This is a genomic window from Pseudoalteromonas sp. QJM3NY_12 (genome assembly GCF_056173165.1).
In genome coordinates, this window is sequence record NZ_CM149661.1 from 2,772,140 (window position 1) to 2,793,192 (window position 21,053).

22 protein-coding genes and 1 riboswitch are annotated in these 21,053 nt (G+C 39.5%); of the genes, 6 read left to right on the plus strand and 16 right to left on the minus strand.

Features of this window, described 5'->3' with window-relative positions:
* Window positions 1-49: 49 nt before the first annotated feature.
* The 3 genes from AC0VZ5_RS13010 to AC0VZ5_RS13020 all read right to left on the minus strand — a co-directional run bounded on the left by AC0VZ5_RS13010 (window position 50) and on the right by AC0VZ5_RS13020 (window position 3,537).
* Entirely contained in the window at window positions 50-496 is a 447-nt protein-coding gene (locus AC0VZ5_RS13010; protein ID WP_198523659.1) for a DUF2147 domain-containing protein, read from the minus strand.
* Between the two features lie 176 nt (window positions 497-672).
* Window positions 673-2,682, minus strand: coding sequence for an alpha-amylase (locus AC0VZ5_RS13015; RefSeq protein WP_475473158.1), 2,010 nt, complete (start codon window positions 2,680-2,682; stop codon window positions 673-675).
* A gap of 156 nt (window positions 2,683-2,838) precedes the next feature.
* Window positions 2,839-3,537, minus strand: a complete 699-nt coding sequence (locus AC0VZ5_RS13020; RefSeq protein WP_178956556.1) for a tRNA1(Val) (adenine(37)-N6)-methyltransferase — start codon at window positions 3,535-3,537, stop codon at window positions 2,839-2,841.
* Between the two features lie 76 nt (window positions 3,538-3,613).
* Between AC0VZ5_RS13020 and srmB the strand changes: the two genes are divergently transcribed.
* Together srmB and AC0VZ5_RS13030 are read left to right on the plus strand one after the other, a co-directional pair.
* Window positions 3,614-4,840, plus strand: coding sequence for an ATP-dependent RNA helicase SrmB (gene srmB, locus AC0VZ5_RS13025; protein ID WP_010391528.1), 1,227 nt, complete (start codon window positions 3,614-3,616; stop codon window positions 4,838-4,840).
* A 239-nt stretch (window positions 4,841-5,079) separates the two neighbouring features.
* A complete protein-coding gene (locus AC0VZ5_RS13030; protein WP_178956557.1) occupies window positions 5,080-5,400 on the plus strand; it encodes a BON domain-containing protein in 321 nt (106 codons plus the stop codon).
* Window positions 5,401-5,495: 95 nt separating this feature from the next.
* Here AC0VZ5_RS13030 and AC0VZ5_RS13035 read toward each other — a convergent pair whose 3' ends face one another.
* The 3 genes from AC0VZ5_RS13035 to yaaA form a co-directional block, all read right to left on the minus strand.
* Window positions 5,496-6,515 carry a hypothetical protein gene (locus AC0VZ5_RS13035; RefSeq protein ID WP_475473161.1) on the minus strand — a complete coding sequence of 340 codons (1,020 nt, stop codon included), beginning with the start codon at window positions 6,513-6,515 and terminating at the stop codon, window positions 5,496-5,498.
* Between the two features lie 195 nt (window positions 6,516-6,710).
* Window positions 6,711-7,667: a mechanosensitive ion channel family protein gene (locus AC0VZ5_RS13040; RefSeq protein WP_475473163.1), complete on the minus strand. Its 957-nt coding sequence runs from the start codon at window positions 7,665-7,667 to the stop codon at window positions 6,711-6,713.
* Between the two features lie 106 nt (window positions 7,668-7,773).
* Window positions 7,774-8,553: a peroxide stress protein YaaA gene (gene yaaA / locus AC0VZ5_RS13045; RefSeq protein WP_013465813.1), complete on the minus strand. Its 780-nt coding sequence runs from the start codon at window positions 8,551-8,553 to the stop codon at window positions 7,774-7,776.
* Between the two features lie 218 nt (window positions 8,554-8,771).
* Here yaaA and tal point away from each other — a divergent pair, with 218 nt between their 5' ends.
* Both tal and AC0VZ5_RS13055 read left to right on the plus strand, forming a co-directional pair.
* Entirely contained in the window at window positions 8,772-9,722 is a 951-nt protein-coding gene (tal, locus tag AC0VZ5_RS13050) for a transaldolase (protein WP_475473164.1), read from the plus strand.
* A gap of 227 nt (window positions 9,723-9,949) precedes the next feature.
* Complete coding sequence (locus AC0VZ5_RS13055; protein WP_008110646.1) at window positions 9,950-10,138, plus strand: DUF3545 family protein; 189 nt, start codon at window positions 9,950-9,952, stop codon at window positions 10,136-10,138.
* Between the two features lie 59 nt (window positions 10,139-10,197).
* Here AC0VZ5_RS13055 and ung read toward each other — a convergent pair whose 3' ends face one another.
* The 8 genes from ung to AC0VZ5_RS13095 form a co-directional block, all read right to left on the minus strand.
* The gene (gene ung / locus AC0VZ5_RS13060; RefSeq protein WP_475473167.1) at window positions 10,198-10,860 is read right to left on the minus strand and encodes a uracil-DNA glycosylase; all 663 of its coding nucleotides are present in this window, start codon (window positions 10,858-10,860) and stop codon (window positions 10,198-10,200) included.
* Window positions 10,857-11,705, minus strand: a complete 849-nt coding sequence (locus AC0VZ5_RS13065; protein WP_475473169.1) for a cobalamin-binding protein — start codon at window positions 11,703-11,705, stop codon at window positions 10,857-10,859. Before AC0VZ5_RS13065 ends, ung begins: the two co-directional genes overlap by 4 nt.
* On the minus strand, window positions 11,705-12,304 hold the full coding sequence (gene cobO / locus AC0VZ5_RS13070) for a cob(I)yrinic acid a,c-diamide adenosyltransferase (RefSeq protein WP_010391538.1): 600 nt from the start codon (window positions 12,302-12,304) through the stop codon (window positions 11,705-11,707). Before cobO ends, AC0VZ5_RS13065 begins: the two co-directional genes overlap by 1 nt.
* Window positions 12,297-13,778, minus strand: coding sequence for a cobyric acid synthase (locus AC0VZ5_RS13075; protein ID WP_475473171.1), 1,482 nt, complete (start codon window positions 13,776-13,778; stop codon window positions 12,297-12,299). The genes cobO and AC0VZ5_RS13075 overlap by 8 nt, the downstream gene beginning before the upstream one ends.
* Window positions 13,778-14,788: a FecCD family ABC transporter permease gene (locus AC0VZ5_RS13080; RefSeq protein ID WP_475473173.1), complete on the minus strand. Its 1,011-nt coding sequence runs from the start codon at window positions 14,786-14,788 to the stop codon at window positions 13,778-13,780. The genes AC0VZ5_RS13075 and AC0VZ5_RS13080 overlap by 1 nt, the downstream gene beginning before the upstream one ends.
* Window position 14,789: 1 nt before the next feature.
* On the minus strand, window positions 14,790-15,602 hold the full coding sequence (locus tag AC0VZ5_RS13085) for an ABC transporter ATP-binding protein (protein WP_016900548.1): 813 nt from the start codon (window positions 15,600-15,602) through the stop codon (window positions 14,790-14,792).
* 74 nt (window positions 15,603-15,676) lie between these two features.
* A riboswitch (cobalamin riboswitch) is annotated at window positions 15,677-15,814 on the minus strand.
* A 50-nt stretch (window positions 15,815-15,864) separates the two neighbouring features.
* Window positions 15,865-16,794 carry a porin gene (locus AC0VZ5_RS13090; protein ID WP_138606643.1) on the minus strand — a complete coding sequence of 310 codons (930 nt, stop codon included), beginning with the start codon at window positions 16,792-16,794 and terminating at the stop codon, window positions 15,865-15,867.
* Window positions 16,795-16,957: 163 nt separating this feature from the next.
* A complete protein-coding gene (locus AC0VZ5_RS13095) occupies window positions 16,958-17,827 on the minus strand; it encodes a LysR family transcriptional regulator (RefSeq protein ID WP_008467766.1) in 870 nt (289 codons plus the stop codon).
* An 89-nt stretch (window positions 17,828-17,916) separates the two neighbouring features.
* Between AC0VZ5_RS13095 and AC0VZ5_RS13100 the strand changes: the two genes are divergently transcribed.
* Window positions 17,917-18,291: a MaoP family protein gene (locus AC0VZ5_RS13100; RefSeq protein WP_138606645.1), complete on the plus strand. Its 375-nt coding sequence runs from the start codon at window positions 17,917-17,919 to the stop codon at window positions 18,289-18,291.
* Window positions 18,292-18,377: 86 nt separating this feature from the next.
* Entirely contained in the window at window positions 18,378-19,610 is a 1,233-nt protein-coding gene (locus AC0VZ5_RS13105) for a GGDEF domain-containing response regulator (RefSeq protein WP_138606647.1), read from the plus strand.
* 3 nt (window positions 19,611-19,613) lie between these two features.
* On the opposite strand, the gene rarD is transcribed toward AC0VZ5_RS13105, so the two are convergent.
* Window positions 19,614-20,534 carry an EamA family transporter RarD gene (gene rarD, locus AC0VZ5_RS13110; protein WP_475473178.1) on the minus strand — a complete coding sequence of 307 codons (921 nt, stop codon included), beginning with the start codon at window positions 20,532-20,534 and terminating at the stop codon, window positions 19,614-19,616.
* A gap of 51 nt (window positions 20,535-20,585) precedes the next feature.
* A complete protein-coding gene (locus AC0VZ5_RS13115) occupies window positions 20,586-21,041 on the minus strand; it encodes a thioesterase family protein (RefSeq protein WP_171039605.1) in 456 nt (151 codons plus the stop codon).
* Between the last annotated feature and the right edge of the window lie 12 nt (window positions 21,042-21,053).

Sequence of the window (21,053 nt, forward strand, 5' to 3'; positions counted from 1 at the left end):
AGCGTGCTCTTGCAAGGAGCGCTGCCATGCAGCGCTTTTTAATCCTCAACTACTCTACTTTTAACCAGTATTGGTTACGGTAAAAAAAGCCCACATAACCACGCACTTCTAACTGTTCACCATTTTGCTTTGGAGTTAGGCGCACACTGTAGGTTTTACCGTTATTTGGGTCGAGTATTTCACCGTCTTCCCAACTACCATCTCCGGCATAAGTTACATCTTCAATAATGGTCATGCCTAGCATCGGCTGATTCTTTTTATCACCGTTGCACTCGCTACAAAGCGCATCTTGCTTGGCTTTATTAAGTATTGTTTCAATTTTGCCAGTCAGTACGCCATCTTGTTCAGTAATGCGTACGTACGACTTTGCTTCTTTGGTGTCTTCATTAATGGTTTTCCAAAGCCCTACAGGACTCATATTTGCATGCGCACTATGGCTTATAAATAAAGCTGCAGCGAGAGTGCTTAGCAAAGTTAGTTTATTAAAGTTTTTCATTGAGTTGCTTTAATTTTAAATAGCGAATAAAACGATAATACCAGCTGATTTATAAACACACTATGAAATTACATAGCTAATTAGGTGCATGTAAAAAATAAAAACCAAGTGCGTTTTAACACACTTGGTTTTTAAATAATAATCACGTTTTAAAGTACATGATTAAAAGTGCATATTTAAAAGTCACGTACCTCTACACTTGAGCTATTAAATTCAAACATATTAATTTTGCCGCACTGGGCCATATGGTTAGTGCTTGCATATGGGGTATTTGCTTGATTTATATCGCCCTCCCACTCAGGGCCATTTTTTACAAATGCTTTGAGTTCAAACCAGCCGTTAACGGCTTTACTGCAATCCATATCAGCATCAAGCATCCAGTAGTGTTCGCCCCATATGTTAAGTGCTGTAACGCCAAAACCATCATTATCTACCGTTTTTTGTGCCCCGAATTCACTAGGCCATATATTAGTAGTCCAATCCATCGCGGTACCCTGCGCCTCACTGCTTTGACCTTGCTCAATACCATACCAATCTAGGTAATTATCGTTTGTTTTCCAAGGCGAAGTGGTGTTGTTTTTTAAATTGTTGTGACGAATAGGCATGGCACATTCAACGTTCGTTGTTTGACAGTTTCTACCAAGGTTTGCATTCGCATAAATGTGATCTATTCCACCACGAACAAACATATCTTGCCCGCTTTGTGTTTGCGCATTGATAAAAACAACGGTTCTTTGCCAATCACCACCGTTATTAGGAAGCGAGCCTTGTAGTAATTTAGACTTTTTATGAATAGCCATGGCATCCCATGGCGCCACATTTAAATTAATAGTGCCGTTACTATTAACTGTAATAACCTGACCACTACAGCTTTTAGCATCACTCGAAAGCTCACCTTTTAATACGTTACAGTACTGACCAGCAGCCATGTCTGTTTGAACCGTTGAATTTAAGGTTGAGTCTTCTTTATTAATTGCCACATGGCCTGAGCTACCTCGCCCAAATGCAATCTGGTTATTGGTGTTATCCCACCAGTTTGTTACACCCCAGTTATCGGCAGTGTTATTTCTAAAATCAACACCACCAGCAATGTACGACCAACGATGCTCACACTTCCATTTGCTTGCAAAACATTCCAAGTTACCATTGTTGTGCACTGGCACACTTGGCCCACCTGCATCGGTATCACCATGAAAGTCATAACTCGACATGACTTTTGGGTATCCATACGGATACGCCAACATAAAGACGTTAGCTAGGTCGTATAAACGGCCATCTTCAAAAGTAATTACATTACCCGCACCACCATGCCCACGTTGGTTATCATGGTTATCAACAAATACCACAGCTGATGAACTTGGCATAAAACCCCAACCTTCACCAAAATTACTTAGCCACGCAAGCGAGCCACTTCTAAACGTATTACCAAGTTGGGTACTATATTTAAACTCAGTAACTAAACCTGTACTTAAATACTCTGAAGCATCTACCGCTTCAGTACCTTGATCTATCACCTCATGAAACACCACTGGCGAACCATTTATTTTAGCCATTAGACTTTGAATATCGCTTGCAGCAACATGCTTAGCAGCATCAAACCTAAAGCCTTTAACACCTAAAGCTTGCAGGTCATTAATATAGGCCGCTAACGTATTTTGCACATAAGTTGAAGCGGTATTTAAATCGGCAAGCCCTACCAGCTCGCAATGTTGCACACGATAGCGGTTATTACCGTAATCTTCAGGGTTAATTGAGCAGCTTTGGTGAAAATCTTGTGGGCTATAAATAGGATATTGTTTATTACCAAAGTTATTACCGGCGGTACCAGTACCATTGCCTGCAGCCATATGGTTTATTAGCGTATCAACATATATATCTACGCCTGCCGAATTACATCGATTAACCATATCTATAAACTGCGTCCGGTTCCCGCCACGGCTTTGCAGTTGGTAGCTCACAGGTTGGTAACGAGTCCACCATTGGTTACCTGTAATATGCTCGTTAGGCGGAGATACCTGTACAGCAGCATATCCTTTAGGCCCTAAAAACTGTTCACATTCTTGGGCTATATCTTGCCAGTTCCATTCAAATAAGTGCACAAATGTTGTAGGTGCAGCCATAGCTAAGCTTGGTAAAGTTAAGCCGAGGCTCAATCCTGCAGTGGTGATAATTTTATTCAGCTTCATAGTGTGTGTTCCAAATGTTGAGCGAGTTAAACAACATACTCGACGTTATTTACAAGTGGTTAACACTAGTCTGGTGATTGATTAAATAAAAACTGAATACGTATGCATAATGGGTAAATTATCTTTCTTTTAAAATAACTAAGCTCAATTTATAGCTTACATCTTTAAATAAAATGCTTTGCAAAGCCCAACATAATCAGCTGTGTAGGTGTTGTTTTCATCTTTTATGCAAAGCACTGTTTGTTGTAATTCTGTTTTGATTGAGCTAAAGCGCATTAAGCTGCGACTGAACACTTTACTCGGTGTAGTTTTTACTTTGCAATGCGCGTTTAAATACAGCCCTTGTTGCTGCGCCAAGGTTATAAATAACTGTGCCTCTTTGCTGGGTAAAATTAAATTAAAGTGTGCCTGTTTATGCGTTAAGCGTTTAAACGCAGCAATCAGTTCTGCAAAGCTTAAACCATCGGTATGGCGAGCGGCATTGCGTGCTGCATTATCACTTTTTAAACTGTGATTAAAATAAGGCGGATTAGATATAACGCAATCAAATTTAGTCTCAGCCGCAAAATGCTGAATGCCTTGATGATAAATACTAATATCAGGCCAAGGGCTTTGCTGGCAATTTTTTACAGCTTGCTGGTAGGCGGCTTCATCAACCTCAACCGCACTCACCTTTAAATCTGGCACTCGCTGTTTACACATTAACGCCAACAACCCCGTGCCTGTGCCAATATCTAATAACGAACTAGCATCGCTTAAATCAGCCCATGCCCCGAGTAAAATACCATCGGTAGAGACCTTCATGGCGCACTGGTCGTGCTCAACCTTAAATTGTTTAAATGCAAAACCAGACATTTTTTCACCTTTTCATTCACCAAGTAGATTTAAGTGCGTATAATTAACGGCAATTGTCCCCTATTTTTGACACTCTATGCAATTTTCTGAATTTGATCTTGATAATAAGCTACTCAATGCTATTAATAAAATGGGTTTTGAAACCCCTACTAGCATTCAACAACAAGCCATTCCTGAGGCGTTGCAAGGGCGTGATATTTTAGCGTCTGCACCGACAGGTACGGGTAAAACGGCGGCATTCTTAATTCCAGCAATTCAATATTTAATGGATTTCCCGCGTCGTGATCCGGGCTTTGCACGGGTATTAATTATGACCCCAACTCGCGAGCTTGCTTATCAAATTCATGAACAATGTGAGTTACTTGCAAAACAAACCCACTTAAAAATTGGGGTGGTTACCGGCGGTATTAATTACGGTACACACAAAGAAATTTTTGAAAATAATAACGACATTTTAATCGCCACACCTGGGCGTTTAATGGAGTATTTGGAAACTGAAAACTTCCACGCAGAAAACGTAGAAATGCTCATTCTTGATGAAGCCGACCGCATGCTCGACATGGGCTTTCGTAAAGAAATGCTGCGTATTTGTGATGAAGCTAAAAACCGTCGTCAGTGCTTTTTATTCTCAGCTACTCTTGAAGGTGACAGCGTAGAATTATTTGCAGAGCGTATTTTAAACGACCCGGCTCTACTTGAAGCCGAATCATCACGCAAAGAAAAAGCTAAAATACATCAATGGGTTCATTTAGCTGACGATTACCATCACAAGCTTGAGCTATTAGTTAACACCTTAAACGGCCCTGATGTTAGTAAAGCGATTGTGTTTGTAAAAACTCGTGAGCGCCTTGAAACCCTTATTGGTGAACTAACCAATAACGGCGTTAAAGCTGCGTGGCTACGTGGTGAAATGCCACAAGATAAACGCATGAAAGCGATGGAAAATTTCCACAGTGGCAAAACCCGCATTTTAGTCGCGACCGATGTAGCCGCGCGTGGTATTGATGTAGCTGATATAAGCCACGTAATTAACTTTGATATGCCTCGCACTGCAGATGTTTACGTACACCGTATTGGCCGTACAGGTCGCGCGGGTAAAAAAGGCATAGCAATTTCACTAATTGAAGCACACGATATTGGCATCCTTTACAAAGTAGAACGTTACATAGAGCAGAAGCTAAAACGCCGTGTATTTAAAGGATTAGAGCCAAAACATAAAGAAGCTAAGCCACCAGTTAAAAAGCGTAAAGATCCAGTAAAAATGAAAGCGAAGAAAAAAGCCAAAGCTAAAAAGAAAAAATAGCTTTAGCTTTAGTACATTTGATTGAGCCGACGTTTGTCGGCTTTTTTGTGGCTTAAAAACAGTGAGTAAGCAATTCAGAGTAATATGTAAAAACTACTTAGCTGAATAACCACTTAATAAAATACCCAATTATTTCAAACAGTTAAATTTGGAATGAAACTTGTAACCCTAGTCAATATATGAGTATTAAAACGCCAAATAACGGCGATAATTTTTCAAAACACATTAAGGATATAGTTATGAGTCGCATTAAATTTACTATCGGTTTTATTTCGTTTTGTTGTTTATTTTTATTAGTCTCTGCTTTTAAAGTTAGTGCAGCAACGCATTTAGCGATAGTGAGTAGTGTGGCCACACAAGCTACTTTACAGCAATCTATTACTCATGAATTACGTACTAACCCAAACCTAGAATTAAAAAATTTAAACGTACAGGTTGAAAATGGCGACGTTGAACTTAAAGGCAAAGCTAATAACGGTTTTGAACGTGCTCTTGCACAAAAATTTTTAGAAAATATGGATGGGGTTAAAGTCATTCGTAACAAAATTAGTGTGATTTAATACATCTCCTTCTTAACTTATTCTTCAGCGCTGCTTGTTGCTCCAACACAAGCGGCGCTTTTTATAAAACTTCTAACCTCATAATAGTTAAATAACTACAAATACCCTTGTACCAACTGCATATCGCTTTGAGCTTTATTTCTATCACTAATTTGGTTATTCGAGCCCATTACTTTAATAAGCAGCCTGATGTGATCTTTGTTAAAATCTATCAAATTAGGCTTTATTATTTCACTAAAATAATAATCTGCCATATTAAAACTCCAGCTTTTTGAAAAACCTGCAATCATTAATTCATGGCATGATTGCTTCCAACGCTCAGAGTCCGATATATTAAGCATTTCTGAAAAAATTCTTACATTTTCTGATAAATTATATTCTGCATCAATAATTATTACTTTTGAAATATCTAAACAAGCCTCTTCGCTTATTAGCAATTCATTATGATTTGTAAATTTAACAAGCCTCTGCCTTGCTCTGCGAGATTTTGAGAACAGTTTACCTAGACGGTCATAATTAGATTTTATTTTTGCTATTTCACCATTCAATGAGGTGACTTCGGTAGATAATTTGGACTTTTCACTTTCTAGTTCTGAAGAATTTTTTTGAAGTTTAAGGTTAATCTCATTAACTTTCCCTAAACTAGTGTCTATAAATTCAGCTTGCTTTTTATATTCACTAATCTCATCGTCTTTATTCTTTAAAACTTCCTGATGGAACTGCTGAACTTTTTGTACAGATGACCTTAACTCGTTGCTTTGTTCTAGTGTAAGCAAAGTTTCGTTTGCATATTGATCTCTTTTTTTAAGCCCTTCGCTATTATTCCATTCTGTATATATATAAATAAACCTTTGAGCTAGAGGTTGGATAAGCAATATTACCACTGTAATAATAAAAGGAATAATTACAGTAGTGTAGTTAAACCCCCCATCATTAACAGTTAAACCGAGTTTAAAAGTTAATAGTCGCTCATCAAACTGTTTTGTGCCAAAAAGTAACTGTAATACTAGCTCCCAATTATAAATAATCCATGAAAATATATACGTTCCATAAAGCGGGCTGCTTATTCTCTGGTAAAGAGCTGCTTTGATTGAGTTAGTTACTTCTTTTATCATTTAAATATCCATATTAATAATTTAACCTCTGACTATCTAGCTAATGAAGATACATTAATCCCTTAATGTAGAGCAAGCAATAACAATGACTTAATTAAGTCTACAGCGTATTAAAAAGCGCGTTTTACTATGTAAAAACGCGCTGATAGTCAGTAACTATTTCCCAATACTTTTACCTTCGGGGTTTTAAATTATTTACTCACCTTGGCTTGCATCAGTATTATTGTCACCCTCTTTACTTGCTGACTGATGACTTATTTTATCGCTTATCATGGCATCGAGTTTTTCACCGCCCTTAATACCAAAATCCAACGTACGAATAGGAAACGGAATACTTATATCAGCAGCATCGAGTGCTTGCTTTACTGCCACAACACCTTTGTGACGCACCGTCATAAAATCGGGCTCGCCAGGGTATTTAATCCAAAACCATACCAATAAGTTTATACTGCTATCACCAAAGCCTTCTGCGTATACAGCGGTCTCATTTTTGCGGATCACAAAGTCGAATTGATTAATTTTTTCGACAATAACTTCACTGGCTTTTTCTATATCATCAGCGTAAGAAATACCTACAGGTACCTCTATTCTTCTGACCCCTAAAGTGCTGTAATTACGCAGTACATTTCTAAATAGTATTTTATTAGGAACCAGTATCAACTGCCCGTAAAAGCTCTCTATTAGTGTGTTGCGCAAGTTTATTGAATGCACTGAACCAAATACGTTATCGGTCTCGATAACATCACCCGCTTTGAACGGTTTACGAATACCCATAGCAATACCCGCAATTAGGTTTTCGGTCATATCTTGAAAAGCAAAACCAATGGCGAGACCAACAATACCTGCACCCGCAAGTAGTGACGTAACGGTACTTTTTAAGCCCATAAAATCAAGGGCAATAAAGACCCCAACACTCAGAACAATAACTTTAAAAATGGAGGCCATTAAGTCGGCAATTTGAGTAGAATCTAGCGAGCGACGTAATACTTTTTTCATTCCTTTGCCTGCAAGGCGGGCTATAAATGAAAATATAATCGCAATAATCACCGCGACTATAAAGTTAGGGATATGACTTATAACAACATCAAACCAACCGCCGAGCTTCTCTTCTATGAGTTTTTCGGCTTCTGTAATTGAGGGAATTGAGAGCATTTGTTTTTATACCTTAGTTTGGGTTAATAACCTAAGGTCTGCAAAAATAGCGCCAAAATAAAAAGCCATGCAATGCATGGCTTTTTAAACATTTTAAAAAAGTGTGTTAGCTTTGCTCTTCGCGCAAAAATACCGGTTCAAGTTCTTTAGTGGTTGCTTCTGAGCTAAAGTAATAACCGGCCACGGTAAACTCTTTAAGCTGACTTAATTGCGTGACTTGGTTTTCGATAAGGTAACGCGCCATCATGCCGCGCGCTTTTTTAGCGTAAAAGCTAATCACTTTATATTGGCCGTTTTTACAGTCTTTAAAATGTGGCGTAATAATTTGTGCGTTAAGCGTTTTTTTATCTACCGCTTTAAAGTATTCGTTAGACGCTAAATTAACTAAGTATTGTGCATCTTGTGCCGCTAAAACGTCGTTAAGTTTATTAGCAATAATACTGCCCCAAAACTCATATAGGTTTTTACCACGGCTGTTTTCAAGCTTTGTACCCATTTCTAGGCGGTAGGCTTGCATTAAATCAAGTGGTTTTAATAATCCGTATAAACCCGAGAGTATACGTAAATGCTCTTGAGCATAATCAAGTTGCTTAGCCGTTAGGGTGTCGGCATCTAAACCGCCATATACATCGCCATTAAAGGCAAGCACCGCTTGTTTAGCATTACTCGTAGTAAACGGTTGCGCCCACTCACTAAAACGTGCTGCATTAAGGCCCGCGAGCTTATCGCTAATTTTCATTAAACTACCAATCTGCGCAGGAGTTAGTTCACGGCATACTTTCATGAGCGCTTCGCTGTGCTCAAGTAATTCAGGTTGAGTGAACTTATCTGTTGCGGGTGGCGTGTCGTAATCAAGATTCTTTGCTGGTGAAATAACAGTGATCATAGTTAGCTATTGACTTGTAAATTATTTAATGTCAATTTCAACATTAAATGAGACGAAAAGCACGTTTTGTTTAAAATTATCCTACCTAAAACTCAACCGTTACCGTTTTTTCATTGATAAGGACATAAGACCTATCAAGCATTGTCACACTGTTGCAGTATAGCTATATTAAGGTAGTTTAGATTTTCTTTTAACTTGCTTGGAATGAGGAAAAGCAAATGACTAGCGCTCTACAAAGGCTTAAACAACATTCTTCTATCGTGGCCGACACGGGCGATATAGAAGCCATAAAAAAACATCAACCTGAAGATGCGACTACCAATCCATCGCTGCTTTTAAAAGCGAGCGAGATTGAAGCTTACAAACCTTATCTAGATAAAGCATGGCAATACGCTAAAGAAACCGAGCAACAGCCTGCAAAACAACTAGAGCTGGCTTGTGACTATTTTGCAGTGTTACTCGGTAAAGAAATTAGCGAAATTGTTCCGGGTTATATTTCTACTGAGGTTGATGCACGTTTATCATTTGATACCCAAGCAACAATTAATAAAGCACATACTTTACTAAGCCTTTACGAGAAAGAAGGTGTAAGCAAAGACAAGATTTTAATTAAAGTTGCCTCTACTTGGGAAGGCATTAAAGCCGCAGAACAGTTAGAAAAAGAAGGCACTAAATGTAACTTAACGCTTTTATTTAGTGATGCTCAAGCCCGTGCCTGTGCTGATGCAAACGTATTTTTAATTTCGCCATTTGTTGGCAGAATTTTAGATTGGCACGTAGCAAACGGTATGGAAAAACCAACCGACCCGCTACAAGATCCTGGCGTACAATCGGTGCGTAGTATTTTTGAGTTTTACAAACGTCACGATTACAAAACGGTTGTTATGGGCGCAAGCTTTCGTAATACTGGTGAAATTATTGCCCTTACAGGTTGCGATAAGCTAACAATTAGCCCTAATCTTTTAGAAGAGCTAGGTAATTTAAAAGACGCACAAGAATACTTACTAGAGAGCGATATTGCTAAAGAGCCAAAACCAGAGCCGCTTAGCGAAGTACAGTTCCGTTGGTTACATAACCAAGATGCTATGGCTACTGAGAAACTAGCTGAAGGTATTCGCTCATTTGCAGATGCGCAAGAGCAATTAGAAGCACGCTTTAAAGCGATGTAACTAACAGCTGTTTAACGAATTTAAAAACGTCGCTTTTTAGTGACGTTTTTTTGTGCCTGCGATTTATTTTAAATACTCGACTTGTTCCTATTTACGTTCTTTTTGTATTGATCTTCATCAAAACACCACCCATTAGTAACAGTTTCGTCACATTTATATTCTATTTTATTAATAGCTGTGGTATAGATAATGCCGAGGTTCAAAAAGTGGTCAATAGGAGATAATCAATGGATAGCCTAAACGAAATAATAGAAATATTAGAAGGTTCTGATACATCGAAAAAAACCTCTCAAAAAAATAAAAAAAGAAAATGGCGCGAAATAGAAGCAATAAAAGATAAGCAACGTTTGCGCAAAGAACTACAGGAGCTCGACTATTTTGCTGATAGTATTGCTATTGATGAATTAGAGTTTTAATCAACAACAGCATCTAAAAAGGCTTTCATTTATGAAAGCCTTTTTTAATACCAATTACCCTATACTTGCCAATTAATGGGCTGTGCTCCTTGCGCTATTAACAGTTCATTGGTTTTTGAAAAGTGCTGACAGCCAAAAAAGCCGCGATGCGCTGAAAGCGGTGAAGGGTGCGGCCCAGACAATACATGATGGCGCTGGCGATCAATGCTTTTACCTTTTTTTTGTGCATGTGCGCCCCACAAAATAAACACCACTCCTTGGCAATGCTCATTTATATGAGTAATTACGTTATCGGTAAATTGCTCCCAACCTAAATGTTTATGGGAATGGGCTTGCCCTTGCTCTACTGTTAGTACGGTATTAAGCAAAAACACACCTTGATCTGCCCAGCTTTGTAAATAGCCATGCTCCGGTGTAATAAAACCATTAATGTCAGTCACTAACTCTTTATAAATATTTTTAAGTGAAGGCGGGAGCTTTTTAACTTCAGGCAATACAGAAAAACACAAGCCATGCGCTTGCCCTTCTCCATGGTAAGGGTCTTGGCCTAATATAACCACTTTAATGTCGCTAAGTGGAGTTGCATCAAATGCGCTAAACACCTGTGGTTTTGGTGGATACACAGCAATACCATTTGATCGTTTATTCGCAACATATTCAAGGGTTTGCTGCATATATGCTTGGCTAAGTTCGTGATTTAAAAAAGATGACCAGTTGCTCATAATTGACTCTTAATAAGTTCTCTAGATACCTCAATTTTGTCACACATTTGTGCTAACCCATCAAGCATTCTAGGGGAAAAACGATGTAATAAATCCGCGTTAACGCTAATAAATTGCTCATATTTAACCGCCGGAATTTCAGGCCATTGCTGCCAATTAACTGTAGGTATTACCCGTTTTGATTTTTCATCAGGAATAATAATAACTTGTGGCTTAGTCACTATCACGTTTTCAATGCTGATTTGTGGGTAATCTGTGTCGCTGTCGGCAAATACATTGGTTACTTGGCAGGTTTCGATTAACTGATTTATCCAGGTATTTTTTGATACCGTCATCATAGGCTCAGGCCACAGCTGATAAAACCCAGTAAGCATGGTTTTGTTTTGCTGCGCGGCTTTAATTGCGTTGAGCTTAGCTGTAAATGCCTCTGCTACCTTTTTACTTTGCTCAATATGACCAGTTAATTGACCTAGTTTTAGTATTTCTTTAGCTACGCCTTCAATAGAGCGTGGATTACTTAAATGCAATTCGATCCCTAGTCGCTTAATTTGTGCCAAATCTTCAGCCTGATTACCGCTTTTCCACGCAATGACCATGTCAGGCTTGAGCATGAGTAACTTTTCGATAGAAATGCCATTATAGCCGCCGATACGCTCAATTTTAGTCGCCTCTTGTGGGTAATCTGCGTAATCCAGCGTGCCCACTATTAAATCACCCGCCCCAATAGCATATAAATTTTCGACTATGTGTGGTGCCAAAGCCACAATACGAAGCGGCTTGTCGGCTAAGGCTTGAGGTACATAAACAGCAAACAATAACAGCCCAAGAATAATGCGTTTTAACATTAGTAATCAAAGCCTTTTAGTGCTTTTACGCCCGACTCAAACGCATGCTTTACATTACGCACTTCACTTACCGTATCGGCCAGCTCAATTAAGGTACGGTGCGCAGCACGGCCAGTAATAATTACCGATTGCATTGCAGGTCGGTTGTTAATTGCAGCAACCACTTCCTCAAGGTCGATATAGCCATAGGTCACCATATAGGTGAGCTCATCGAGTAATACCACATCGATACTGCTGTCGCTTAGCATCCGCTTTGACTCTTGCCATGTTGCTTGTGCTGCCGCAGTATCGGCCTCTTTATTTTGCGTATCCCAAGTAAAACCTGTGTTCATAACAGCAAATTCAACTCCAGCACCTTGTAGTAAATTACGCTCACCACATTCCCATGTACCTTTAATGAACTGACATACCGCGGCCTTTTTACCATGGCCAACACAGCGTGCAACCACACCAAAACCAGAGGTTGATTTACCTTTACCATTACCAGTAATAACCTGAAAAATGCCTTTTTCTTGCTGTGCCGCTGCTACTCGAGCATCAACTTGTTCTTTTACTTTTTGCTGGCGCTGTTGGTGCTTGTCGTTTGTTGATTCAGTCATTGTTATGTCCTTGGTAAATTTTAATAATTTGTTCAATGTTTAAATGTGTTTGGCACATTTCAGCGAGGCGTTCTAGCTGGCGCTCGCGATGCTCATTGATGCTGATACCACTAATTTCACTGTCTGGTTTTAGCCACTTTAATAGCAGCTCTGTAGCGGCTGCGTTGTCAAATAAGCCATGTAAATAAGTACCAGCAATAGCATTATCATCACTAATAAAACCATCAGTTTCAAAGCCATTTGGGTGTTTATTAAAGCGAATAAGTGGTTTGTTGAGCGCTTGACCTTTACTGATCCCAGCATGTATTTCGTAACCCTGACAAGCAGCCTGCTGCTGGTTTAAATTGAGTATTGCATTTACTTGGCTTAGCACTTTTTGCTCACCTAAAATGGTATCAAAATCACTAAGCGCTAACCCAGCTATTTGCCCTAATGATGATTCCACCGCATTAGGGTCACAAATCGTATTACCTAGCATTTGCATACCGCCGCAAATACCCAATACTTTGCCACCATAGCGTAAATGGTGTTTTATTTGCTGATCCCAGCCTTCATTTTTTAAAAATACCAAATCGCTAAGTACATTTTTACTGCCAGGCACAATAATTAAATCAACATCAGGAATTGTTTGAGTATGGCGCACATAGGTTATATTTATATGTGGGTGTAATCGCAGTGCATCAAAATCGGTATGGTTACTAATATGAGGCACTAGCAGCACCGCAATATTAATGCTGGCTTCGGTCACATTATTATCTATGGCAACGGCATCTTCGGCATCAAGTGCTAAATCGTGTAGGTAGGGTAACACCCCTAACACAGGTTTACCTGTGTACTCTTCAAGCCAATCTAACCCGCCTTGTAATAGGCTAATGTCACCACGAAAACGATTAATCACAAAGCCTTTTACCCGTGCTTGCTCAGACTCGCTTAATAGCGCCAAAGTCCCTACGAGGTGAGCAAACACACCCCCTTTATCAATATCAGCAATAATAATAACCGGGCAATCGACCTTTTCGGCGTAGCCCATATTGGCAATATCGTTTGCGCGTAAGTTAATTTCAGCTGGGCTGCCAGCCCCTTCAACCAACAACAAGTCAAAGCGTTTAGCTAAACGATTATGCGAGGTTAATACCGCATCCATAGCCACTTTTTTATAGTCATGGTAAGAGTCGGCTTCCATATTGCTAATAGCCCTACCATGAATAATAACTTGCGCGCCAGTATCACTATTGGGTTTGAGTAATATCGGGTTGAAGTCTATTTCAGGTGCTACTTTTGCCGCAACGGCTTGTAATGCTTGTGCTCTACCAATTTCACCGCCATCATGAGTTACGGCACTATTAAGCGCCATATTTTGCGGTTTAAACGGCGCAACATTAACACCTTGATTAGCAAACACTCTGCAAAGTGCTGCAACCAGGGTACTTTTACCCGCATCTGAGGTAGTGCCTTGTATCATTAGTGTTTTCATTATTTACCCACCAGCTGGCGCTTACGAAAATACAATATACTTAAGAAAAACAGACTGCCGATAGCCGCCGTGATCACCCCGATTGGCAGCTCTTGGTTGCTTAATAGTGAACGAGCAAGCACATCGACCCACACCATAAATATGCCCCCGACTAATCCGGTCATTAATAATCCAACGCGGCTACCTTGAGAAATAAAAAAGCGTACTATGTGTGGCACCATCAAGCCAACAAAACCAATTCCACCACAGTTAGCAACTAACACGGCCGTGATCAACGAGCTTAAAATAAGCATTAAAATTCTAAAACGATGTACTCTTACGCCAAGCGTTGTCGCACTTTCATCGCCTAACAACATGGCATTAAGCTGGCGCCTAAAACCCAACATGATTATTGTACACACTATAATGACTAAGGCAGGTAACAGCAGCGACTGCCACTGTGCTTTAGCAAAACTACCTAAAGTCCAAAATAAAATAGCCGCGACTGCTTGTGGATCGCTCCAATAAAGTAACAAACTAGTAAAAGCACTAAATAAAAATGATAGGGCTACCCCCGCCAATAACATCGATTCAACTTGGGCATTACGTTGGCTGCCAGCAATTAAAATTAATAATCCCATCGCCACTAAACTACCGGTTAATGCCGCCCCAGATAGCGCAATACCCGCCCCAGCTCCCACAAAAGACATTAGTATAACCACCCCTAATGAAGCGCCGGACGAAATACCAAATAAATAAGGATCTGCTAAGGGGTTACGGGTGACTGTTTGTAGTATTAAACCTGCAATCGCTAAGCCACTACCGGCTAAAAAAGCCAGCAAAGTACGTGGCATTCTTAATTCAATAATAATACGGCTGGTAAATGAAGCCTCGTTTGAAAAGGTTAAGCTTTGATATACATCTGCGAGCGACGTGGGTGCCGCACCAAAACTCAGTGCAATAAATAAACTTAATAGTGCGCATAGTAGCGCAGCGATTAATGCAACGGTATGGTTAGAAAAAACCGTCATATTATTGGTATCCATAATAATAAGTAATATGAGGAATAGCCTCACCCGAAGCAGCTACTTGAGGGTGAGTGCTCACTTGTGCACAAACGCCAAACACCTCATCCAGCATCTGCTCGGTGACCACTTTATTTGGCTTACCTGCATCAACAACTTTTCCATTTTTAATAACCACTAATTCATCACACATAGCAGCAGCTAAATTTAAGTCATGAAATGACGCAAACACGGTAATTCCTAGAGATTTAGCAAGCTCCATAAGTTGAATTTGATATTTCACATCAAGGTGACTAGTTGGTTCATCCATAATAAGAAGTTGCGGTTGCTGCACAATAGCGCGGGCAATAAAAGCACGTTGCTTTTCACCGCCAGATAGCGAATCAAATAATTGAGTACTATGAGATTCAAGCCCCACATGGCTAATAGCCTGAGCTATTTTTTGTTTATCTGCTTGGGTGGTCGAACTGAATAACGTTTTATGTGGCGTAAGCCCTAGAGCCACAACATCAAATAACGAGAGGTTAAATTGCGACGGTGTTTCTTGGAGCACAACGGCGACTTGCTTTGCGTAGTCTTCGCTTTTTAGTTGCCAAATATCGGTGTTATTAAATTTAACCTCTCCCGCTGACGGCTGATTAAATCGATACAAGCACCGCAGTAAACTCGATTTTCCCGCACCATTAGGACCAATTAAGCCAACAAACTTGCCACGCTCAATACTCAAATTAATATGCTCAAGGATTAAGGTGTTACCCACTCGCCAAGAGACATTATTAACGGTTAGAAGTGCAGTTTTTTTAGCGGTTTGAGTGTGCAAAAAATTATCCTAGGCAGAGAAAACCCACACTCAGTACCACAAGTACCAAAAAGAAAATGAGTTAACCCGCTCGTTATATGAAGTTTTAAGGCACTTGTATCTGACTTACAGTAAAACTGTTCACAGTTACGGGTATAGTTGAGGAGTTTCACCTCATTCCAAATGCTTGGCTATTATGCGCAGATAAGTAAATAATTTAAAGCAAAAAAAAACCGCACTCAGCTGAGTGCGGTTAAAAGGGAGTGTTTTAACTAAGTATTAGTTAAAACTTATATTCCATACCTAAACCTAGGTAATCTTGGTCAACGTTGTTGTCCATATCAAAACTTGAGTAAAAGCCAAATACCTTAAGGTTTTTGTTTAGCTTGTGATCAACACCTACCGATACTGCGCTTTTATCATCGCTGTCATCAAAATCCATTGTTTGATATTGCACTTTAAAAGTGTTGCTACCCATTAGGTAAGCTGCATTCAATAAGTAACCGTCAGCCTCAGCGCTACCGTCTACTTTTTCTTGTGTTTGGTACATTGCGCCAAGTCTAAAGTCTTCAATTTTACCTTGAACTGTTGCACGTACTACGTCGTAACCATTTACTTCACTATCAGCAGCAACAGCAGCATATACAGCGCTCTTTTTAAGACCTGCATCGCCGTAAGTTAATGCCACTGAGTAACCATTTTTGGCATCTTTATCGTCTTCTGCAATAAATGAAGCTAACACTTTAAAGCCTTCATATGAGTTTGAAGCGTAAGATACTGAGTTACCTAAACGGTTTTCACCTTTAAACGTGTTTTTAATATCACCTTCAAGGTCATTAAATAAATCAAGTTTACCTTGCGCCTGCTTTAGCGCGGTATCGTTACGGCCTATTACTACCTGACCAAATGAACCTTTAAAACCTACATATTGATTACGCGCTGAAATATTATCTTTATCGCCTTTTGAGTCAGCGTCCGACACATCAACCTGAAACTCAAACTTATAAACAGCTTCTAAACCGTCTGAAATTTTTTCAGACCCCTTAAGTCCGAAACGAGATGCATTACTTTTAATTTCAGTAAACGACCCTTCTCCATCATCAGATGATTGAACGGTTACATTCGCTTTACCGTAAATGTCTACTTCTGCAAGCGCATTAAAAGATAAACCACTAAGTAAGGCTAGGCATAGGCTCGATTTTGCAAATTTCATGTTATTTCCTCGATAAACACAATAGACTAATTTTTAAAACAGCAGCAGTGTGTCACCGCTAAATGACAAAAATATTACAAAGGACATATTTTTGTCTTTTTAAGTTAATAAAACTGCATTAAATCTGAAATCAAAATAACATCTAAAATATACCGTCTAACGACTACTTACTTTGTTTCAGTAAACTCGGTGTCATTTGCGACAGCAAATTAACCAGAGTTTCTATTAACTCTTTCTGTTCGTTATCTCTATGATAGGCAACAAATACATCTCTTGACGTATTTTCTACCCCTTTTACATGAAAAAGTTCGCCTTTTTCTAAATGGTCTTTAACTAATACCTGTGGAATAAACGCACTGCCGCCACATTGCAGTATTAAATCAAGGGCTATACGTCCGGTACTGGTTCTAAAATAAGGCGGCGTTTTACCGGTAAACTGACGCGCATGCCAAAGAGAAAACGTAGTTCCCCAATCAACATAAACATATTGATTATCAAAAAAGTTATCGCCTGTTGCGGTATCGTAGCCACTAACCGGAATAATAGGTAGTTCACAAATTCGTTCAACAACGAGTTCGTCTACTTTTGGTGGATCAAATAAAATGGCTAGATCAAGGGTGCGCTCTAATAGTAATCGAGTACTCTCTTGTTGTGCTTTTACCTCTGCCACCAAAGATACACCGGGCATAGCCGATACTATATTTGTAATACCAAACTGTAAAAACGCATCCCAAATATTAGGAGTCCCAGCCAAGCTGATTTGCTTATGCATATTATCTGCAAGTGCAACATCCACTTTGGCCCTTTGCATTCCAGTAATAATCATTTGTGCATGCGGCAACAAGCGCTCACCCGGAGCCGTTAGTTGAATATTATTGCGCTGGCGAATAAATAAATTTACGCCTAAGCCCTGCTCTAATTGACGAATTCGAAAACTCACTGCAGACTGCGTTATGTATAGGTTTTCTGCCGCTTTACCAAAATGGCGAGTACGCACCACTTCAACAAATGTTTTTAATAAATCTATGTCCAATTTTTTATCCTCACGATAAAAATTTTTTGTTTAAAAAAATAGCGATTATGACCCATACTCCAGCTAATAATTGGTATGAGGGTACAGCTATGAGCAATGATATTTCACTACTTCGTCAAGCATTTGTTAGTCAACGTCAGTTTTATGATGATCAAAACTTTCCACGCGGATTTAGCCGCAGCGGACACTTTACCTTGTTAGAGGCAAGTATTTTAGAACAGCACGGTGTTGTTTTAAAAAGTTTGTATAACAAAACAGTTGAGCCGCAAAACGAATATCAACAACAATTTGTAAATGCAATAAGTGGCATCATAGAGCCAAGTAACCCCATTGAGCGAGCATGGGTTAAATACTTAAAGCTAACAACCTGCAAAACAAAATTTCATACATTATTTGGTCGCTCAAAAATTTCAGGGCCAACACCAATCAGCCAAGATTATTATTCTGAGGCTGACAATCTATAAGTCATTACAATAGTTGCTTTTTGGCGTTTTAGCAGTTACAACTTGTATAAGCAAACACTTTTGCAAAATTTAAACAAGGCTGTTACGTGACGCACAGAATACTTATTATTGAAGACACCCCTACTATTGCGCGAGTGCAAAAGCATATCGCGCAAAAAGCGGGCTACGAGGTTGATATTGCTCAGTCGCTGGCTGAGACTAAAGAGCTGATAAGTAAACATGCTTACTTTTGCGCAGTGGTAGACTTTATATTACCTGATGCCCCACAAGGGGAAGCGGTTCCCTGCACCGTTGCAGCAGATATTCCTACCATAGTTATGACAGGCAATATCGATAATCAAACTCGCGATACCGTCGAAAAATACCCTATTATTGATTACATTATCAAAGGCAATAAACAAGCTTACGAATATTTAGAAAAGCAGCTTTATCGCCTACCTCGAAATAAGCAGGTAAAAGTACTGGTTGTTGATGATTCAGCTTCAACACGCCAATATATTTGTAATTTATTAACACGTCATAAATATCAAATCTTTCAAGCAGCCGATGGCCTAGAGGCGCTTAAAGAGCTTGAAAACACCCCTGACATCTCTGTGATCATTACCGATAAAGAAATGCCTAACATGGGCGGTATTGAGCTATGTAATGAAATTAGGCGCATTTATAGTAATGACGAAAAAGCTGTTATTGGTATCTCAGGCGCTACATCGTCTAATTTGTCTGCTTTATTTCTAAAAAATGGAGCAAACGATTATCTATATAAACCTTTTAACAGTGAAGAATTTTACTGCCGGTTGAGCCAAAACGTCGATATGCTAGAGCATATCGAAACTATAAAACGCCAAGCCAATACCGACTATTTAACTAAACTCCCTAATCGCCGTTACTTTTTTGAAGAGGCTAATAAGTCATTAAAGCAGTTTAAAAAAGCAAAAATGCCGGCACAGCTCGCCATGCTTGATATTGACCATTTTAAAGCGATTAACGATACCTATGGTCATGATGCCGGAGATGAAGTGCTTAAAGGGCTTGCGATATGCTTTAATAAATATTTTGAAAACCAATTGGTTGCCCGTTTAGGCGGAGAAGAATTTGCGGTATTTTTTACTGAGCTAACCGAACAGGAGGCGCTAAAACGACTAGAGAGCTTCAGGCTTTTTATTGAGCTTAACAGTCATGAATTCAGTCAAGCAAACATCAAGTTTACGCTGTCGATAGGCTTCAGCAACAGTAAAACCTATCAGATTGACGAGCTATTAAAACAAGCCGACTTAAAGCTCTACAAAGCCAAAGAGTCGGGTCGTAATAAAGTGGTTTAGTTTTTAAACCACACCAGAGGCTACAATGGCCGCTTTTCTGCGTTTTCGCGATTGATGGTATGAGTCCCAACTAAAAATAGCCAATGCGCTCCAAATACACGCAAAGGTAATTACGCGCTCAGCATCAAACACCTCATCATAAAATACCACCGCTAAAATAAACATTAGGCTAGGCCCTATATACTGAAAAAACCCTAACGTTGTATATTGCAAACGCTTAGCCGCGCCGGTAAAACACAGCAGTGGCAGCGTAGTTACTATGCCCGCGCTCACCAATAATGCATTAGTTAGCCAATCATTCACTGGTAAATTTGACGTTTCCGTCGGTACCATTAGCCACCAATAGGTAAGCGCCACGGGTAACAATATTAATGCCTCAATTAAAATCCCAGGCAGAGCATCAACTTGTAGCTTTTTACGTAATAAGCCATATAGTGCGAAAGATGTCGCTAATGAAAACGCTACCACGGGAAATGAGCCAAAACTAATTAGCTGTAACAACACGCCTGTAAAAGCTAAAGCAACAGCAACACCTTGCAACTTACGTAATCGCTCGTTTAAAAACACCATACCAAGCAACACATTCAATAGAGGATTAATGTAGTAACCTAGGCTGGCATCCAACATGTGATTGTTATTGATGGCCCAAATAAACAATCCCCAGTTAAACCCTAGTAAGGTCGAGGTAACAACTAACATCAAAATAAGTTTAGGTTGGATTAAAATGCGTTTAATTTTATCCCAGTAGCTGAGCACACTCACCACCACAATAAGAAACACCACAGACCAAATAACACGGTGCATTAAAATTTCAAATGCTGACACATGTTGGATCATCTTAAAATAAATGGGTGCGAGGCCCCACATAAAAAAAGCGAGGCAGGCAAAAATAGCGCCCTTTCGCTGCTCGGTATCAATCGACATAGTAACCACTTGGTGATTTAAAAGGCCGTCAGTTTAACCCCCTCTCACTTTTTAGCCAACTAAATACGTGCCCGTTCCAAAAGCAATTTGTACTGACTTCTCGTTATGCAACTCCATTCGACACACGCATACTTTATTTCCTGAGCGAATCAGCTTAGCACTAGCAATAAATACCTCGCCCTTGCCTGGACGTAAATAGTCGGTGCGTAAATCTATTGTCCCCAGTGTGGCTAATTTTTTATGTACACTGGGTAAATCTGCATCGTCTAGTTTTCCTATAACGCTGGCGGCAGCAAGCATTCCACCCACATTATCAAGTACCGCCGAAATAACCCCACCATGGAGAATTTTTTGCGCAGGGTTGCCTATTAACACATCTTGCCAAGGAAAGGAGATTTTAGCTTGTTCAGTACTAAGCGACTCCACCGCTATTTTTAAAAATTGGTTAAAAGGCATATTATTAACAAATAACGCCCCAACTTGTTCAATCAACATTTCTTTATTCATTATTATTCTCTA

Excerpts from the sequence above, each read along its gene's own strand:
- AC0VZ5_RS13040 (WP_475473163.1), bottom strand. The coding sequence starts at position 7,667 with ATGCTCTCAATTCCCTCAATTACAGAAGCCGAAAAACTCATAGAAGAG.
- tal (WP_475473164.1), top strand. The coding sequence starts at position 8,772 with ATGACTAGCGCTCTACAAAGGCTTAAACAACATTCTTCTATCGTGGCC.
- AC0VZ5_RS13090 (WP_138606643.1), bottom strand. The coding sequence starts at position 16,794 with ATGAAATTTGCAAAATCGAGCCTATGCCTAGCCTTACTTAGTGGTTTA.
- AC0VZ5_RS13035 (WP_475473161.1), bottom strand. The coding sequence starts at position 6,515 with ATGATAAAAGAAGTAACTAACTCAATCAAAGCAGCTCTTTACCAGAGA.
- AC0VZ5_RS13055 (WP_008110646.1), top strand. The coding sequence starts at position 9,950 with ATGGATAGCCTAAACGAAATAATAGAAATATTAGAAGGTTCTGATACA.
- rarD (WP_475473178.1), bottom strand. The coding sequence starts at position 20,534 with ATGTCGATTGATACCGAGCAGCGAAAGGGCGCTATTTTTGCCTGCCTC.
- cobO (WP_010391538.1), bottom strand. The coding sequence starts at position 12,304 with ATGACTGAATCAACAAACGACAAGCACCAACAGCGCCAGCAAAAAGTA.
- srmB (WP_010391528.1), top strand. The coding sequence starts at position 3,614 with ATGCAATTTTCTGAATTTGATCTTGATAATAAGCTACTCAATGCTATT.
- AC0VZ5_RS13100 (WP_138606645.1), top strand. The coding sequence starts at position 17,917 with ATGAGCAATGATATTTCACTACTTCGTCAAGCATTTGTTAGTCAACGT.
- AC0VZ5_RS13015 (WP_475473158.1), bottom strand. The coding sequence starts at position 2,682 with ATGAAGCTGAATAAAATTATCACCACTGCAGGATTGAGCCTCGGCTTA.
- yaaA (WP_013465813.1), bottom strand. The coding sequence starts at position 8,553 with ATGATCACTGTTATTTCACCAGCAAAGAATCTTGATTACGACACGCCA.
- AC0VZ5_RS13030 (WP_178956557.1), top strand. The coding sequence starts at position 5,080 with ATGAGTCGCATTAAATTTACTATCGGTTTTATTTCGTTTTGTTGTTTA.
- AC0VZ5_RS13010 (WP_198523659.1), bottom strand. The coding sequence starts at position 496 with ATGAAAAACTTTAATAAACTAACTTTGCTAAGCACTCTCGCTGCAGCT.
- AC0VZ5_RS13020 (WP_178956556.1), bottom strand. The coding sequence starts at position 3,537 with ATGTCTGGTTTTGCATTTAAACAATTTAAGGTTGAGCACGACCAGTGC.
- AC0VZ5_RS13065 (WP_475473169.1), bottom strand. The coding sequence starts at position 11,705 with ATGTTAAAACGCATTATTCTTGGGCTGTTATTGTTTGCTGTTTATGTA.
- AC0VZ5_RS13080 (WP_475473173.1), bottom strand. The coding sequence starts at position 14,788 with ATGACGGTTTTTTCTAACCATACCGTTGCATTAATCGCTGCGCTACTA.
- ung (WP_475473167.1), bottom strand. The coding sequence starts at position 10,860 with ATGAGCAACTGGTCATCTTTTTTAAATCACGAACTTAGCCAAGCATAT.
- AC0VZ5_RS13115 (WP_171039605.1), bottom strand. The coding sequence starts at position 21,041 with ATGAATAAAGAAATGTTGATTGAACAAGTTGGGGCGTTATTTGTTAAT.
- AC0VZ5_RS13075 (WP_475473171.1), bottom strand. The coding sequence starts at position 13,778 with ATGAAAACACTAATGATACAAGGCACTACCTCAGATGCGGGTAAAAGT.